Genomic DNA, 13702 nt, shown 5'->3' on the forward strand with positions numbered 1-13702 from the left:
GCCAGTGACCTAGCACTGCGAACTGGGGCATGAGTCTGGCTATGCTTGGCTCTGCCCACCCAGCGCCGCGAACGGCTTAGCCGCTCGCGGCGTTTTAGCATCGAATTCGAGCGTACCCAGGTGGGTACTCCTGTCATCCAACGAGGAGCGATCTCTATGGCTGTTGGTCTTGGCCCGCTGTCTACCCTGCATCCGGTTCCAGGTTTCGAGCTGGGCATCGCTTCGGCCGGTATCAAGCGTCCAGGGCGCAAGGATATCGTCGTGATGCGCTGCGCCGAAGGCTCGAGCGTGGCGGGGGTGTTCACCCTCAATGCGTTCTGCGCCGCGCCGGTGATCCTGGCCAAGAAGCGCGTGCTGGGCAGCGTACGCTACCTGCTGACCAACACCGGCAACGCCAACGCAGGCACTGGCGAGCTTGGCCTGCAGAATGCCGCGCGCACCTGCGCCGCGCTGGCCCGGTTGACGGGTGTCGACGACAGTGCGGTACTGCCATTTTCCACCGGGGTGATTGGTGAGCCATTGCCCGTGGAAAAGATCGAGGGCGCCCTGCAGGCTGCTCTGGACGATCTGGCGGAAGACCATTGGGCCGAGGCCGCCACCGGCATCATGACCACCGACACGCTGCCCAAGGGCGCCAGCCGGCAGTTCCAGCACGAAGGTGTGACGGTCACCGTAACCGGCATTTCCAAAGGTGCCGGGATGATCAAGCCGAACATGGCGACCATGCTCGGTTATATCGCCACCGATGCCAAAGTCGCCCAGGGTGTGTTGCAGGACCTGCTGCGCGATGCCGCCAACAAGTCGTTCAACCGCATCACCATCGATGGCGATACCTCGACCAACGATTGCTGCATGCTGGTCGCTACCGGCCAGGCTGCATTGCCGGAGATCACCCAGGCCAGCGGCGCGCTGTTTGCTGCCTTGCGCCAGGCGGTGTTCGAGGTGTGCATGGAGGTTGCCCAGGCCATCGTGCGCGACGGCGAGGGCGCGACCAAGTTCGTCACCGTGCAGGTCAATGGGGGGGCGACGCACCAGGAATGCCTGGACGTCGGCTACGCGGTCGCGCATTCGCCGCTGATCAAGACCGCGCTGTTCGCCTCCGACCCGAACTGGGGGCGCATCCTGGCCGCGGTCGGTCGTGCCGGCGTGGCGCAACTGGATGTCAGCCTGATCGACGTGTTCCTCGGTGAGGTGTGCATTGCCAGCAAGGGTTGCCGAGCCGCCAGCTACACCGAGGAGCAGGGCGCCGCAGTAATGGCCGAAGCTGAAATCACCATCCGCATCGAGCTGGGCCGCGGCACCTGCAGCGAGACCATCTGGACCACCGACCTGTCCCACGAGTACGTGAAGATCAACGCCGAATACCGCACCTGATCCGCGGTCTACAAGCGTCCATTCCCGTTGTTCATGGGGCTATGAGCAATGGGAATTTGCTATTGCTGCGGGTGCCTCTTAAGGTCTGGCGGACACCCCGCGACTCAACTTACCTGGAGCCCAGCGCATGTCTCTGACCCTGATCATCGGCAACAAGAACTACTCGTCCTGGTCGTTGCGCGGCTGGTTGGCCATCGAGCTGACGGGCACGGCGTACCAGGAAACCCTGGTTCCGCTTTACCAGGCCGACAGCCGTGCGCGCCTGCAAGCGCATTCGCCCACCGCCAAGGTGCCGGTGCTGAAAACCGCTGAAGGCCCGATATGGGATTCCCTGGCGATCAGCGAGTACCTGGCCGAGCAGTTCCCAGAAGCCCACCTCTGGCCACGCGAGCGTTATGCCCGGGCACTGGCGCGTAGCGCATGCGCGGAGATGCACAGCGGCTTCGTCGCGCTGCGCAGCCATATGCCGATGGACCTCAAGCGCAACCAGGCGCTGGCCGAGGTGCCGGAGGACGTGCAAGCCGATATCCAGCGCATCTGCGCCCTGTGGAACCAGTGCCGCAGCCAGTTCGGTCAGGGCGGCCCGTTCCTCTTCGGTCAGCTCAGCCTGGCCGACGCATTCTTCGCACCCGTGGCCGCGCGGCTGCGCAGCTACCAGGTGGAGTTGCCTGACAATGCCGCCGCCTATGTGGAGGCCATCTACCAGTGGCCGGCCTTTCAGCGCTGGTACCAGGCGGCCCTGGCGGAGCAGCTCGGATGAAAGTCGTGCATGTTGCCGCAGCGGTCATTCGGGGGGCAGACGGCCGTGTGTTGATCGCCAAGCGAGCGGACGATCAGCACCAGGGTGGGCTGTGGGAGTTTCCCGGCGGCAAGGTGGAAGCGGGGGAGACGGTCGAGACCGCTCTGGCCCGTGAGCTGAACGAGGAGCTGGGCATCCAGCCAACGCGTGCGCGACCACTGATTCAAGTGCGCCACGACTACCCGGACAAGCGCGTGCTGCTGGACGTGTGGGAAGTCAGCGCATTCAGCGGTGAGCCCTATGGCGCCGAGGGCCAGCCCCTCGCCTGGGTAAGCCCCAGGCAGCTGAGCGATTACGAGTTTCCGGCGGCCAACCGACCGCTGGTGGCGGCGGCACGTTTGCCCGAGCACTACCTGATCACCCCTGAAGACCTCGACGGGCCGGAGCTGCTGCGGGGCGTCAGGGCGGCGCTGGCCAGCGGCATTTGCCTGATCCAGTTGCGCGCGCCCTCGATGTTCGATGCGCAGTATCGCGACCTGGCCGTGGACATCCAGGGGCTGTGCGCGGGCAAGGCGCAACTGATGCTGAAAGGGCCGCTGGAGTGGCTGGGCGACTTTCCGGCAGCCGGGTGGCACCTGACCGCCACCCAATTGCGCAAGTACGCCGCCATGGGTCGGCCGTTGCCGGCGCAGCGCTGGTTGGCGGCGTCCTGCCATGACGCCGAGGAGCTGGCGCTGGCGGCACAGATGGATGTCGACTTCGTTACGTTGTCGCCAGTGCAGGCAACCCAGACCCATCCCGATGCGCAGGCTTTGGGCTGGGATCTGACCCGCGAGTTGCTGCAGAACGTCAACCGGCCGGTCTACCTGCTTGGCGGCGTCGGCCCGGACGACCTGTCACGCGCTCGCCAGGTCGGGGCCCAGGGCGTCGCCGGCATCCGCGCGTTCTGGCCGTCATCGGCGACGTTGGCTTGACGGCATTGCGCCTGCTGACGGTATAGTTCGCGCCCCTAAATGGTGCGTGATGGCGGATTCGGCGGTGGATGTTTTCAAAGACTGGGTAAGGGCCTTCTGGCCCGCGCCCGTGGCGGTCAACTTCAACGAGCAGGCGCTCAGCTGTGTCGGCGCCTTTTTTGGCCTGCTGTTCACCGGCTGGTTGTGTCACCAGGCGCTGGGCGATGCCAGTCCCTGGCTGATCGCGCCCATGGGCGCTTCTGCGGTGCTGCTGTTCGCGGTGCCGGCCAGTCCCTTGGCGCAACCCTGGTCGGTGATGGGCGGCAACCTGGTCGCTGCGCTGGTCGGGGTGGCCTGTGCGACCTGGCTGGGCCACGGCGCCGCCGTTGCGGCCATGGCCGGGGCATTGGCGATAGGTGCGATGTTCGCCCTGCGTTGCCTGCATCCGCCGGGCGGCGCGGTGGCGCTCACCGCGGTTTTGGCTGGCGACGATATCGCCCAGCTGGGTTTTCACTTCGCGCTCTACCCGGTGGCACTCAACTCGCTGGGCCTGCTGCTGATCGCACTGGTATTCAACAACGCCTTCCGCCGGCGCTACCCGCATCGTCCGATCGATCACGGCAACGTCCATAAAACCGCCGACCCGATTCCGCGCGATCGCCTGGGCTTTACCCCGGCCGACCTCGACGCGGTGCTCGAAGCGCGCGGCGAGCTACTCGATATCGCCCGTGACGACCTGGAGGAAATCCTCCTGCAGACCGAAGCCAGGGCCTACCAGCGCCGGTTCGGCGAGACCCGCTGCGCCGACATCATGTCCGTGGACGTGCGCGGCGTGCCGCCGGAGACTCTGCCTGGCGAAGCGTTGCGCCAGCTGCGCGAGCACAAGTTGAGCGCGCTGCCGGTGATCAACGCCCGGCGTGAGCTGCTCGGCATGTTGCATCTGCACGACCTGCTCCGCGAACAGCAGGTCAGCACCGAGCCGGTCAGCCAGCTGATGCGTCGCCAGCCCCCGACCTGCCGGCCGGACTGGCCGATCACCTACCTGATCCAGGTGCTGTCCGACAGCAATGTGCACAAGGTGCCGGTTGTGGATGAACACAACCAGGTGCTCGGTATCGTTACTCAGTCGGATCTGGTCGCAGCGCTGTTTCGCATGTCGCTGGAAAGCTACCCGTCGAGCTGGTCGGTGCGTCGCGCCTGATACCCGGTGCTCGACCCGGCGCCACGGCTGCGGCCTAATAGCCGTCTGCTGTTATCGAGGCCGCCCATGAGCGCTGATGCCCGTTCCCCTTCCAACATGCGCCCCAGCACCCTGCACCTGCCCCAGGGCGATTGGGCCACCGTGCTCGATTGCCTGTGCGCGCATTTTCCGGCCATCGCGCGTGAGGTCTGGCTGGCGCGCATCGCCCGTGGCCGGGTGCTGGACGCCGAGGGCGCTCCCATCGGCGTCGACCACGCCTACCGGGTGGGCCTGAAAATCCATTATTTCCGCGAGGTCGCGGCTGAGACGCCGATACCGTTCGAGGAAAACCTGCTGCACATCGACGAGCACCTGCTGGTGGCCGACAAGCCGCACTTTCTGCCGGTGATGCCTGCGGGCGAATACGTCGAGCAGACCTTGCAGGCGCGCCTGAGCAAGCGCCTGGGCAGTGCCGACCTGGTGCCGCTGCACCGGATCGATCGACATACCGCAGGCCTGGTGTTGTTTTCCACCAACCCGCGTAGTCGTGGCCAGTACCAGGCGCTGTTTCGCGAGCGGAAGATGCACAAGCGCTACGAAGCGCTGGCGGCGGCTTTGCCCCAGCTGGATTTTCCGCTGCAACGGGCGACGCGGCTGGAGGCCGCTGAGCCGTTCTTCCGCATGCAGGAAGTGACCGGTGAGGCCAATACCGAAACCCGCATTGAGGTCGCCCAGCGCCTCGGCGAGCACTGGCTGTATCGGCTGTATCCGGTCACGGGCAAGAAGCACCAGCTGCGCGTGCACCTGGCCGCGCTGGGCGCGCCGATCCTCAATGATCCTTTCTATCCCGAGGTCACCGATGCTCCCGATGCGCCGGATGACTACAGCAAACCGCTCAAGCTGTTAGCCAAGGGGCTGAGCTTTATCGACCCGCTAACCGGTGAGCGGCGCGTATTCGAAAGCCAGCTTAGTCTGCTCTGAAGTCGTAGGGTGGATGGAGCTTTCATCCACCAACCCGTAATGGTGGATGAAAACAGCCTCATCCACCCTACGCGGATACATGCTTAGCGTTGTGAATCTTTCGCGGCGGGTTGCCACAGCCGTAGGGTGGATGGCGCTTTATCCATCCACCAACCCGTAATGGTGGATGAAAACAACGTCATCCACCCTACGCGGCTACAGGGTTAGCTTTGTTGTTCTTTAGCAGCTGCCTGCCAGAGCACTTCATCGACGCCCTGACGCTTGGCGATCAGCCGCGCGGCGACGAACAGCAGGTCGGACAGCCGGTTGACGTAGGCCAGGCTGGTCGCCCGGATCGGTTCCTGGGCATTCAGGTGCTGGCAGCGCCGTTCCGCGCTGCGCGCCAGGCTGCGGCAGACATGGGCCTGGGCGATCAGGCGCGAACCGCCGGGCATGATGAAGTTTTCCAGCGGGCCGACCTCGTCGTTCCAGCGGTCGATGGCTGCTTCCAGGCGCTCGATTTCCTGGGGCTGCAATGCCTGGTACTCCGGCATCGCCAGTTCGCCGCCGAGGTCGAACAGGCGATGCTGGCACGGCCCGAGCACCTCGATCAGTTCGCCCAGGCCCGGCCACGTTGATTCGTGTTCGGCCAGCTCGGCCAGCAGCAGGCCAAGGTGACTGTTCAACGTATCCAGCTCGCCCATAGCCTCTACGCGCGGGTGGTCCTTGGCTACCCGACGACCATCGGCGAGGCCTGTTTCACCGGCATCGCCGGTACGGGTATAAATCTTCGAAAGGCGATAGCCCATGTTCATTGACCTGTGTCGGCGACGGAGGCCGTCAGCGGCAGGCGCACGGTGAAGCAGGTGCCCTGGCCGGGTTTGGACTGCACTTCCATCTGCCCTTTGTGGTTGTTGGTGATGATGAAGTAGGACACCGACAGGCCGAGCCCCGTGCCCTGGCCGACTTCCTTGGTGGTGAAGAACGGCTCGAAAATTCGCTTGCGCACCGACTCGGGCATGCCAACGCCGTTGTCCTCGACCTGAATTTCCGCCCAGTGGCCCTGGCGCCGGGTGCGCAGCGTGATCTGCCCGGGGGCGTCGTCTTCGCGCTGGTGAATCGCCTGGGCGGCATTCTTCAGCAGGTTGAGCAGGACCTGTTCGAGTTCGTTGGCGGTGCCCGGCACGGGCGCCAGTTCGGTGTCGAACTCGCGGACCACGCGCAGGCTCTTGAAGTCGAAGCTGTCGGTCAGGTCGAAGTCGTTGCTGGCGATTTCCAGCGCCTGATCGATCAGCGTCGTCAGTTGGCAGGGCGCCAGCTGGCGGTCGCTCATGCGGCTGAAATTGAGCATGTGGCTGACGATCTTCGCCGCGCGGGTACCGGCCTGCTGGATACCGTCGAGCAGTTGCGGCACTTCGCGCGCCTGCAGGTAACTGTCGATTGCCTGCAGACAGACGCCGATCTGCTCGGCTTGCTGGCGATTCTTTTCCAGCTCCGGCGACAAACGCCGGCGGATGTTCTGTACGTTATGCAGGATGGCGCCGAGCGGGTTGTTGATTTCATGGGCCATGCCGGCGGCCAGCCCGCCGACGGAAAGCATCTTCTCCGACTGCACCATCATTTCCTCGAGGTTCAGGCGCTGGGTGATGTCGTCGATGCGGATCACCGCGCCGCGCCCGCTGCCGCCCACCAGCGGGTAGAAGGTCAGGGCGTAGTGACGCTGCTCCTCGCCTTTCTGCCAGGTTACCCGTTCGATCTTTTCCACCTTGTGCTGCTCGATGCTGCGCTTTATGTGGGCGTGAAAGGGTTTGAGCGGGGCGAAGGCGAGAAACACCGGCTGGTTCAGCGCGGACTCGAGCGGGGTGCCGGACAGGGCGCTGGCCTCCTGATTCCACTGCGCCACGTAGAGCTGCTCATCCAGGGCGATCAGCGCCGAAGGCATGGAGTCGATGATGCTGTTGAGGTACTTCTGGAAACCCGTGAGCTTTTTCTCGATCTTGCTGCGCACCTGCACTTCCAGCTCGAGCTTGCGGTTGGAATGGCGGGTTTCCTCGGCCAGGGTCTGGGCCTGGTCAAACGCATCCTGGGCATCGTCGCGGGCGCGCTTGAGCTGCTGCTCGCGGGCTTCGATACGCACCAGCATGGTGTTGAACGCATCGGCCAGGCTGCCGATTTCGTCGCGGTTGCCGCGCCGCGCGCGCAGGGCATAGTTCTCCTCGCGGGTGACCTGGCGCGACAGCTCTTCGAGGCGGCGAATGGGCCGGGTGATCAGGCGTCGGACCTGGCGCTGGACGATCAGCCAGAGCACCACGCTGATCGCCAGAATCGCCAGGCTGGCGCTCAAGGTGCCGGTGTAGAACACACCGGGCAGTTCGCTGGAGGCAACCAGCAGCAGGTGGCCGGGCGGGCCCTTGCGCTGGGGCAGTTCGATCAGTTGGTTGGTACGAAACTCGCTGTGACGCCAATTCTCGACCAGATCGACTCGTGGCGGCAGACGCAGCTTACCGCCGCGTTGTAACTGCGCCAGGCTGAGGCCATTGCTGTCGTAGATCACCGCCGCGCGCAGTGGCGCGTAATCATCCAGTCGCTTGAGCAGGGTCTGCGCGGCCTGCGCCGAGCGCAATGCCGGCTCGCTCAATTCGGGGCTGGCGATCAGCCGGCCCAAGGTATGCAGCGCCTGTGGCGCCACGCTCTCCTGGGAAATCCAGTAGGCCGCGCTGATAAACGCTAGGTTGGCCACCAGCAGCACGGTGGCCAACAGCACCAGCAGCGCGGCGAGCAGCTTGCGGCCGACTGGCAGGTTTTCGAGGCGTTGGCGCAGGTGCATGGCAGGCGTGATCGCTGTTTGAAATGAGCCGGCAGGGTAACGCGCGCTTTATTGGCTGGGCAATCCGCGTGCGTGCAGGTGGTCGAGCAGGCGGCGGTGCAGCGCCTCGAGATGGGGCAGCGTGCATCGGTGACGCTGGGCGGCGGCGCAGGCGTAGCCGAGCAGGTAGGCGACCTCGGTGCGACGGCCGTGGGCGACGTCCTGGTGCATCGACGAATAGTTCGCCGCGGTGGCGTGAATCACCCGCAGCACTTCGTCGTGCAGCCCTTCGGCAGCGGCCGCCTGCCCGCAGGTGTGCAGCAGCTCACGTAGTTCCAGGCACAGGGTGGCGACCTCGGCGGGATGCTCGTCGAGCCCGCCATTGCGGCAGTCGTACAACACGGTCAGCGGGTTGATCGCGCAGTTCAACGCCAGTTTGCGCCACAGCCGGCCGACGATATCCAGGCTCCAGTCGTGGGTGATGCCGCTGCGTGAAAGTTCGCCCAGCCAAGGGGGCGGTTCGAGCGCCAGTGGGTCGCCGAGCCAGGTGTGGCCGTGACCGGCGAACACCACGCGCCAGTCGCCGTCGCGGTAGGCACCTTCGGTACTCGAGGCGAGGATGCAACGTACCCCTGGCACCTGCGCCGCTACGGCCGCCTGGCTGCCCAGGCCGTTCTGCAGCAGGATCAGCTCGGCACCGGCCATCAGTCGCGGGGCAATCTGCGCCACCGCGGCTTCGGCGTCATAGGCTTTGCAGGCAAGCAGCAGGCGCTGGATCGGCGCCGGGTTATCCAGGGTTTGCGCAGGCAGCGGATAGCGGCTCGTCTGGCCGTTTTCCACCAGCGTCACACCGCCGACCTGACGGTAAGCCGCCAGGCGCTCCTCGTTGCGCAGCATCAGCTGCACCGGCAGACCGATGCGGGCCAGGCGCGCGGCCCAGAGCATGCCCAGGCTGCCCGCACCGAGGATATGCCACATGGCCGTCTAGTGCGGCAGCGGCAGGCGCATGGCAGCGACCCGGCCACTGGAGTAGGACTCGGGCAGCAGTTTCTCGGCATGCTCAATGATGTGCTGCGGCTCGATGGGCAGCGCCCGTGCATCGAGACCGACCAGGCAGATGCCGGCCTTGAGGCTGATAAACCCTTCGCTGGTTTTGAATGCCTTGAGGTTCAGCCCTTCGTGCAGGCGCTTGAAGCTGCTCGGCGAGCATTCCTGCAGGTTTTCCAGCAGGGTGATCAGGGCGAAGTGGGTGTCGTCCAGGGACACCAGCACATCCATCGGCCGCACCAGCTGCTGCAAGCGCCGCGCGACCCCGTGGAGCAATTCGTTGTGGGCCTGCGGTGTAGGTTTTTCCGCTTCCTGCAAGCCGATCAGCAGGTAGCATAGGGCGCCGCCGCGGGATTCGATCTGGCGCAGACAATCGACCAGCTTCTGCTTGAGATAACGGGCATTGCCCAGCCCGGTGAGCGGGTCGACCAGGTTGCGTTGTTCCAGGTTGGCGACGTTGGTGGTCAACAGGCGATTCTCCTGCAACAAGCGTTGCAGGTTGTTGCACAGCCGATCGGCCGCATAGACGCGCGGCACCAGTTGCTCGTTCATTGCCGCTTTGCTGATGAAGTCGTCGACGCCACGGTCGAAGGCTTCCGCCAGCACGTTTTCGCCTTCCTTGCCGGTCAGCAGAATCACGTAGGTGTAATGGTCTGCGGTTTCGTCGAGCTGGCGCACCCGTCCGGTCAGCTCCAGGCCGTCCATCTCGGGCATGAGCCAATCCGCAAGAAGCACGCTGGCGGGGCGTTGTTCGAGCTGCTTGATGGCTTCGGCAGCGCTGTTGGCGAAGCGCACATCCTGATAACCGGCCTGGCTCAAGGCACGGCCGATCATGGCGCTGGAGAACTTGGCGTCGTCCACCACCAGGATGCTGAGATGGGGGTTGGGCATGGGGCAGGCTCGCTGGATAAGTCACAAGGGTCTGGTACGGGGCCAGACAGCGTTCGTCTCTGCGGATATATAATGGCCGCGTTTTTTTACCGTCAAGCCAGGCGTGTCTCGTTCGTGACCTGGCGCGCCGTCTATCTGGAGGAAACCCATGCCCTCGTTCGATGTGGTGTCCGAATTGGACAAACACGAAGTCACCAACGCCATCGACAACGCCGTCAAAGAGCTGGAGCGTCGTTATGACCTGCGCGGCAAAGGCAGCTTCGAGCTGAAAGAGCTGACAGTCAATCTGACCGCGGATGCCGACTTTCAACTCGAGCAGATGGTCGAGATTCTCAAGCTCAGCCTGGTTAAGCGCAAGATCGACGTGCAATGTTTGGAATTCAAGGACGCTTACCCCTCGGGAAAAAGCGTCAAACAGGAAGTCATTCTGCGCGAAGGCATCGAGAAAGAGCTGGCGAAGAAGATCGTCGCCCACATCAAGGACAGCAAGCTCAAGGTGCAGGCCGCCATTCAGGGCGAGCAGGTGCGCATCACCGGGAAAAAACGCGATGACCTGCAGGAAGCCATCGCCGCGCTGCGTGCCAAGGATTTCGGCATGCCCTTGCAGTACAACAACTTCCGCGATTGATACGCGGGGCGTCATGGCGATGTCCCTTGGCCCTTGGCCAGGCATTGCCGAACCAACCGGGGACAGTCGCGCTAAGGCATGAATGTGGCGTGACCGTCATCCGGCAGAGGAGAAGGTATGGATCTCGAAGCTGAACTGAACCATCTGGTCGAGGCGTCCCAGGCCTGGGTGCCGATGATCATGGAATACGGCAGCCGGGTGCTGCTGGCCATTCTGACGTTGCTGATCGGCTGGTGGCTGATCAACAAACTGACCAACAAGGTTGGCGCGCTGATGGCGCTGCGCAAGGCCGACCTGGCGCTGCAAGGCTTTATCAGCAGCCTGGCCGGGATAGCCCTGAAAATCCTCCTGGTGGTCAGCGTCGCCTCGATGATCGGCGTGGAAACCACCTCGTTTATCGCCGCGATCGGTGCCGCCGGCCTGGCCATCGGCCTGGCGCTGCAGGGCAGCCTGGCCAACTTCGCCGGGGGCGTGCTGATCCTGCTGTTTCGCCCGTTTCGCATCGGTGACTGGATCGAAGCCCAGGGCGTGATGGGTACCGTGCACAGCATCCAGATCTTCCACACGGTGCTGCTCACCGGCGACAACAAGACGGTGATCGTGCCGAACGGCAATCTGTCCAACGACACCATCGTCAACTACAACCGCCAGCCAACCCGCAAGGTTATTTTCGATGTGGGCGTCAACTACGAGGCGGACCTGCAAAAGGCTCGGCAGATCCTGCTGGACCTGGCCAAGGATCCTCGCGTGCTGAGCGATCCCGCGCCCGCGGCAGTGGTGTCGACGCTGGGTGATAACGCGATCACCATCTCGCTGCGGATCTGGGTCAACACCGGGGATTATTGGGATGTGATGTTCATGCTCAACGAGCATGCGCGCGACCGGCTCAAGGCCGAAGGCATCGACATACCGTTCCCACAACGGGTTGTGCACCTGATGCAGCAGAGCTGAAGCATGAAGAACCCCGCGCAATGCGGGGTTTTTTACGCCTGCTCGGGCGGTGCCAGGGGGGCGGGCTGGTTGGCCTGGGGACGCTCGCGGCGCCATTGCAGGACAATCAGGATCAGGGTGGGAATGCCCAGCAGCGCGGTGGCGAAGAAGAATTGCGCGTAGCCCAGCTTCTCCACCATCACCCCAGAGTAGCCACCGATCAGGCGCGGCAGCAACAGCATGATCGAGCTGAGCAGGGCGTACTGGGTGGCGGAAAACTTGAGGTTGGTCAGGCTCGACAGGTAGGCGACAAACGCTGCTGTGGCCAGGCCGGCACTGAAGTTGTCAGCCGAAATGGTGACGATCAGCATCTGCAGGTCGGCGCCCATGCCCGCCAGCATCAGGAACAGCAGATTGGTCGCCGCCGAGGCTGCGCCGCCGATGAACAGAATCGGCAGGATACCGAAGCGCACGATCAGCAAGCCGCCGATACCAGCACCGAACAGTGTCATCACCAGGCCGAACAGCTTGCTGACGCTGGCGATCTGGTCCTTGGTGAACCCCTGGTCGATGTAGAACACGTTGGCCATCACGCCCATCACCGTATCGGACATGCGGTAAGTGGCAATCAGGCCGAGCAGCAGCAGCGCCTGCCAGCGATAGCGCAGAATGAAATCGTTGACCGGAGTCAGCACTGGGGCCAGGCCGCGGCGACCCATGGACGACAGGCACAGCGTGGTCAGGATGGTGTAGAGCAACGCCCGCAGGAAGGCGCGGTCCTCCAGCAACAGGTCGAGCATGCTCGCTTCGCCGCTGATCACGCTGGCGAAGTCGGTATGAAAGAACTGGGTGAACATCGCCGGTACTGAAACCAGCAACACCACCAGCACCAGCACCGACGCGATCTGGTGGCTGAAGCCATAACGGGCAGCGGCCAGCTGGGTTTTCAGCGGCACGGCCGGTTCGCGCATCCACAGGCTGGTGAGCAACCCAGGCAGCATCAGCAAGGCGAACAGCAGGTAGGTCCCGGCCCATGCGGCATGCTGGTACAGCTGCACGGTGGAACCGAAGCCTTCGGCGAAATACAGGGCGCCGGCGGTGGCGAGCAGGGCGGCGACTCGGTAGCCGGCCATATAACTGGCCGCAAGGGCCGCCTGGTGAGTGTCATCGACGATTTCCAGGCGGTAGGCGTCGACGGCGATGTCCTGGGTAGCCGAGGCGAACGCGACCAGTACCGCCAGGGAAATCAGCCAGGTCAGATGGGTTTGCGGATCGCACAGCGCCATGCCGGCCAGGCCGATGGCGATCAATACCTGCGAGAGCACCAGCCAGGAGCGACGTCTGCCCAGCCGGCTGAGCAGCGGCAGGCGCCATTGGTCGAGCAGCGGCGACCACACCCATTTGAACGCATAGGCCAGGCCGATCAGGCTGGCGAAACCGATGGTCTCGCGCGCCACGCCCGCTTCCCGCAGCCACACCGACAGGGTCGAAAACACCAGCATATAGGGCAGGCCGGCGGCGAATCCGAGCAGCAGTAGCACCAGTGTCGAGGGGGTGGAGTAGGCGGCAATGGCGTCGCGCCAGCTTTTATGAGGCATTGAGCGGGTATCTGCCTGACAGTGACCTGATTAAAGCGCGCACTCTAACCGCTGTGCTCCGTCGGGCGCCAGCCGTGCTGTCGGATATCCACACGATCATGCTGGATTTGAATACCTTCTTCGCGCAACCGCATGCGTTGCTCATCGCCGGAAGGCGAACCGGCCGGCAGGCTGAGGCGGCCGCTGGCGGCAATGACCCGGTGCCAGGGCAGGGTGCTGCCTTGCGGCAACTGACTCAGCGTGCGGCCAACCCAGCGTGCGGCGCGGCCTAACCCGGCGAACTCGGCGAGTTGGCCGTAACTGGTCACCTTGCCGGCGGGCACCATCGCCAGTACGCCGAACAGCGCTTCGCGGCGACGGTCCTGCTCGCTGGGCGGCTGATGGGTATCGCTGTTCGTGAGTCTGGTTTTTGCCACTTGATTGGCGTCCCTTGTTGGTCAGTTGTGCGGCGCAATCACGGATTTAGCGCAGCCAGTCAGGCGCTTATTCGACGCCACTTGACGGCGGCGCTGCAGGATACAGCCTGCAGCCCCAGGCCGAGCATTGCTGAAAACAAGCCTTGCCGCGCGGCATCGCGGAGCCGAGCCGGAACTGAA

The 13702-nt window shown here is 64.2% G+C and carries 12 protein-coding genes and 1 pseudogene; 7 read left to right on the top strand and 6 right to left on the bottom strand.

Annotated features, from left to right (window positions below):
• The first annotated feature begins 156 nt into the window (after positions 1-156).
• The 5 genes from argJ (at position 157) to ACX0MV_RS05325 (ending at position 5227) form a co-directional block, all read left to right on the top strand.
• Complete coding sequence (gene argJ, locus ACX0MV_RS05305) at positions 157-1374, top strand: bifunctional glutamate N-acetyltransferase/amino-acid acetyltransferase ArgJ (protein ID WP_458981430.1); 1218 nt, start codon at positions 157-159, stop codon at positions 1372-1374.
• 127 nt (positions 1375-1501) lie between these two features.
• Entirely contained in the window at positions 1502-2134 is a 633-nt protein-coding gene (locus ACX0MV_RS05310) for a glutathione S-transferase family protein (protein ID WP_458981431.1), read from the top strand.
• Positions 2131-3087 carry a Nudix family hydrolase gene (locus tag ACX0MV_RS05315; protein ID WP_458981432.1) on the top strand — a complete coding sequence of 319 codons (957 nt, stop codon included), beginning with the start codon at positions 2131-2133 and terminating at the stop codon, positions 3085-3087. Before ACX0MV_RS05310 ends, ACX0MV_RS05315 begins: the two co-directional genes overlap by 4 nt.
• Before the next feature lie 64 nt (positions 3088-3151).
• Complete coding sequence (locus ACX0MV_RS05320; protein ID WP_458981433.1) at positions 3152-4267, top strand: HPP family protein; 1116 nt, start codon at positions 3152-3154, stop codon at positions 4265-4267.
• 66 nt (positions 4268-4333) lie between these two features.
• A complete protein-coding gene (locus ACX0MV_RS05325; protein ID WP_458981434.1) occupies positions 4334-5227 on the top strand; it encodes an RluA family pseudouridine synthase in 894 nt (297 codons plus the stop codon).
• A gap of 203 nt (positions 5228-5430) precedes the next feature.
• Here the strand turns inward: ACX0MV_RS05325 and ACX0MV_RS05330 are convergent, their stop codons facing one another.
• The 4 genes and pseudogenes from ACX0MV_RS05330 to ACX0MV_RS05345 form a co-directional block, all read right to left on the bottom strand.
• Positions 5431-6015 carry a cob(I)yrinic acid a,c-diamide adenosyltransferase gene (locus ACX0MV_RS05330; protein ID WP_458981435.1) on the bottom strand — a complete coding sequence of 195 codons (585 nt, stop codon included), beginning with the start codon at positions 6013-6015 and terminating at the stop codon, positions 5431-5433.
• 2 nt (positions 6016-6017) lie between these two features.
• Positions 6018-8033 carry a sensor histidine kinase gene (locus ACX0MV_RS05335; RefSeq protein WP_458981436.1) on the bottom strand — a complete coding sequence of 672 codons (2016 nt, stop codon included), beginning with the start codon at positions 8031-8033 and terminating at the stop codon, positions 6018-6020.
• A gap of 48 nt (positions 8034-8081) precedes the next feature.
• A complete protein-coding gene (locus ACX0MV_RS05340) occupies positions 8082-8990 on the bottom strand; it encodes a putative 2-dehydropantoate 2-reductase (protein WP_458981437.1) in 909 nt (302 codons plus the stop codon).
• Between the two features lie 6 nt (positions 8991-8996).
• Positions 8997-10006 (bottom strand): annotated as a pseudogene (locus ACX0MV_RS05345) (response regulator); the annotation flags it as partial.
• Between the two features lie 92 nt (positions 10007-10098).
• On the opposite strand from ACX0MV_RS05345, the gene ACX0MV_RS05350 reads away from it, so the two are divergent.
• Positions 10099-10578, top strand: coding sequence for a YajQ family cyclic di-GMP-binding protein (locus tag ACX0MV_RS05350; RefSeq protein WP_458981438.1), 480 nt, complete (start codon positions 10099-10101; stop codon positions 10576-10578).
• Positions 10579-10695: 117 nt separating this feature from the next.
• The gene (locus ACX0MV_RS05355; RefSeq protein WP_458981439.1) at positions 10696-11529 is read left to right on the top strand and encodes a mechanosensitive ion channel family protein; all 834 of its coding nucleotides are present in this window, start codon (positions 10696-10698) and stop codon (positions 11527-11529) included.
• A 32-nt stretch (positions 11530-11561) separates the two neighbouring features.
• Here ACX0MV_RS05355 and ACX0MV_RS05360 read toward each other — a convergent pair whose 3' ends face one another.
• Together ACX0MV_RS05360 and ACX0MV_RS05365 are read right to left on the bottom strand one after the other, a co-directional pair.
• Positions 11562-13106: an AmpG family muropeptide MFS transporter gene (locus ACX0MV_RS05360; protein ID WP_458981440.1), complete on the bottom strand. Its 1545-nt coding sequence runs from the start codon at positions 13104-13106 to the stop codon at positions 11562-11564.
• A 44-nt stretch (positions 13107-13150) separates the two neighbouring features.
• The gene (locus ACX0MV_RS05365; protein ID WP_458981441.1) at positions 13151-13522 is read right to left on the bottom strand and encodes an MGMT family protein; all 372 of its coding nucleotides are present in this window, start codon (positions 13520-13522) and stop codon (positions 13151-13153) included.
• Between the last annotated feature and the right edge of the window lie 180 nt (positions 13523-13702).

The sequence above is a fragment of the Pseudomonas cistanchae genome (genome assembly GCF_054483635.1).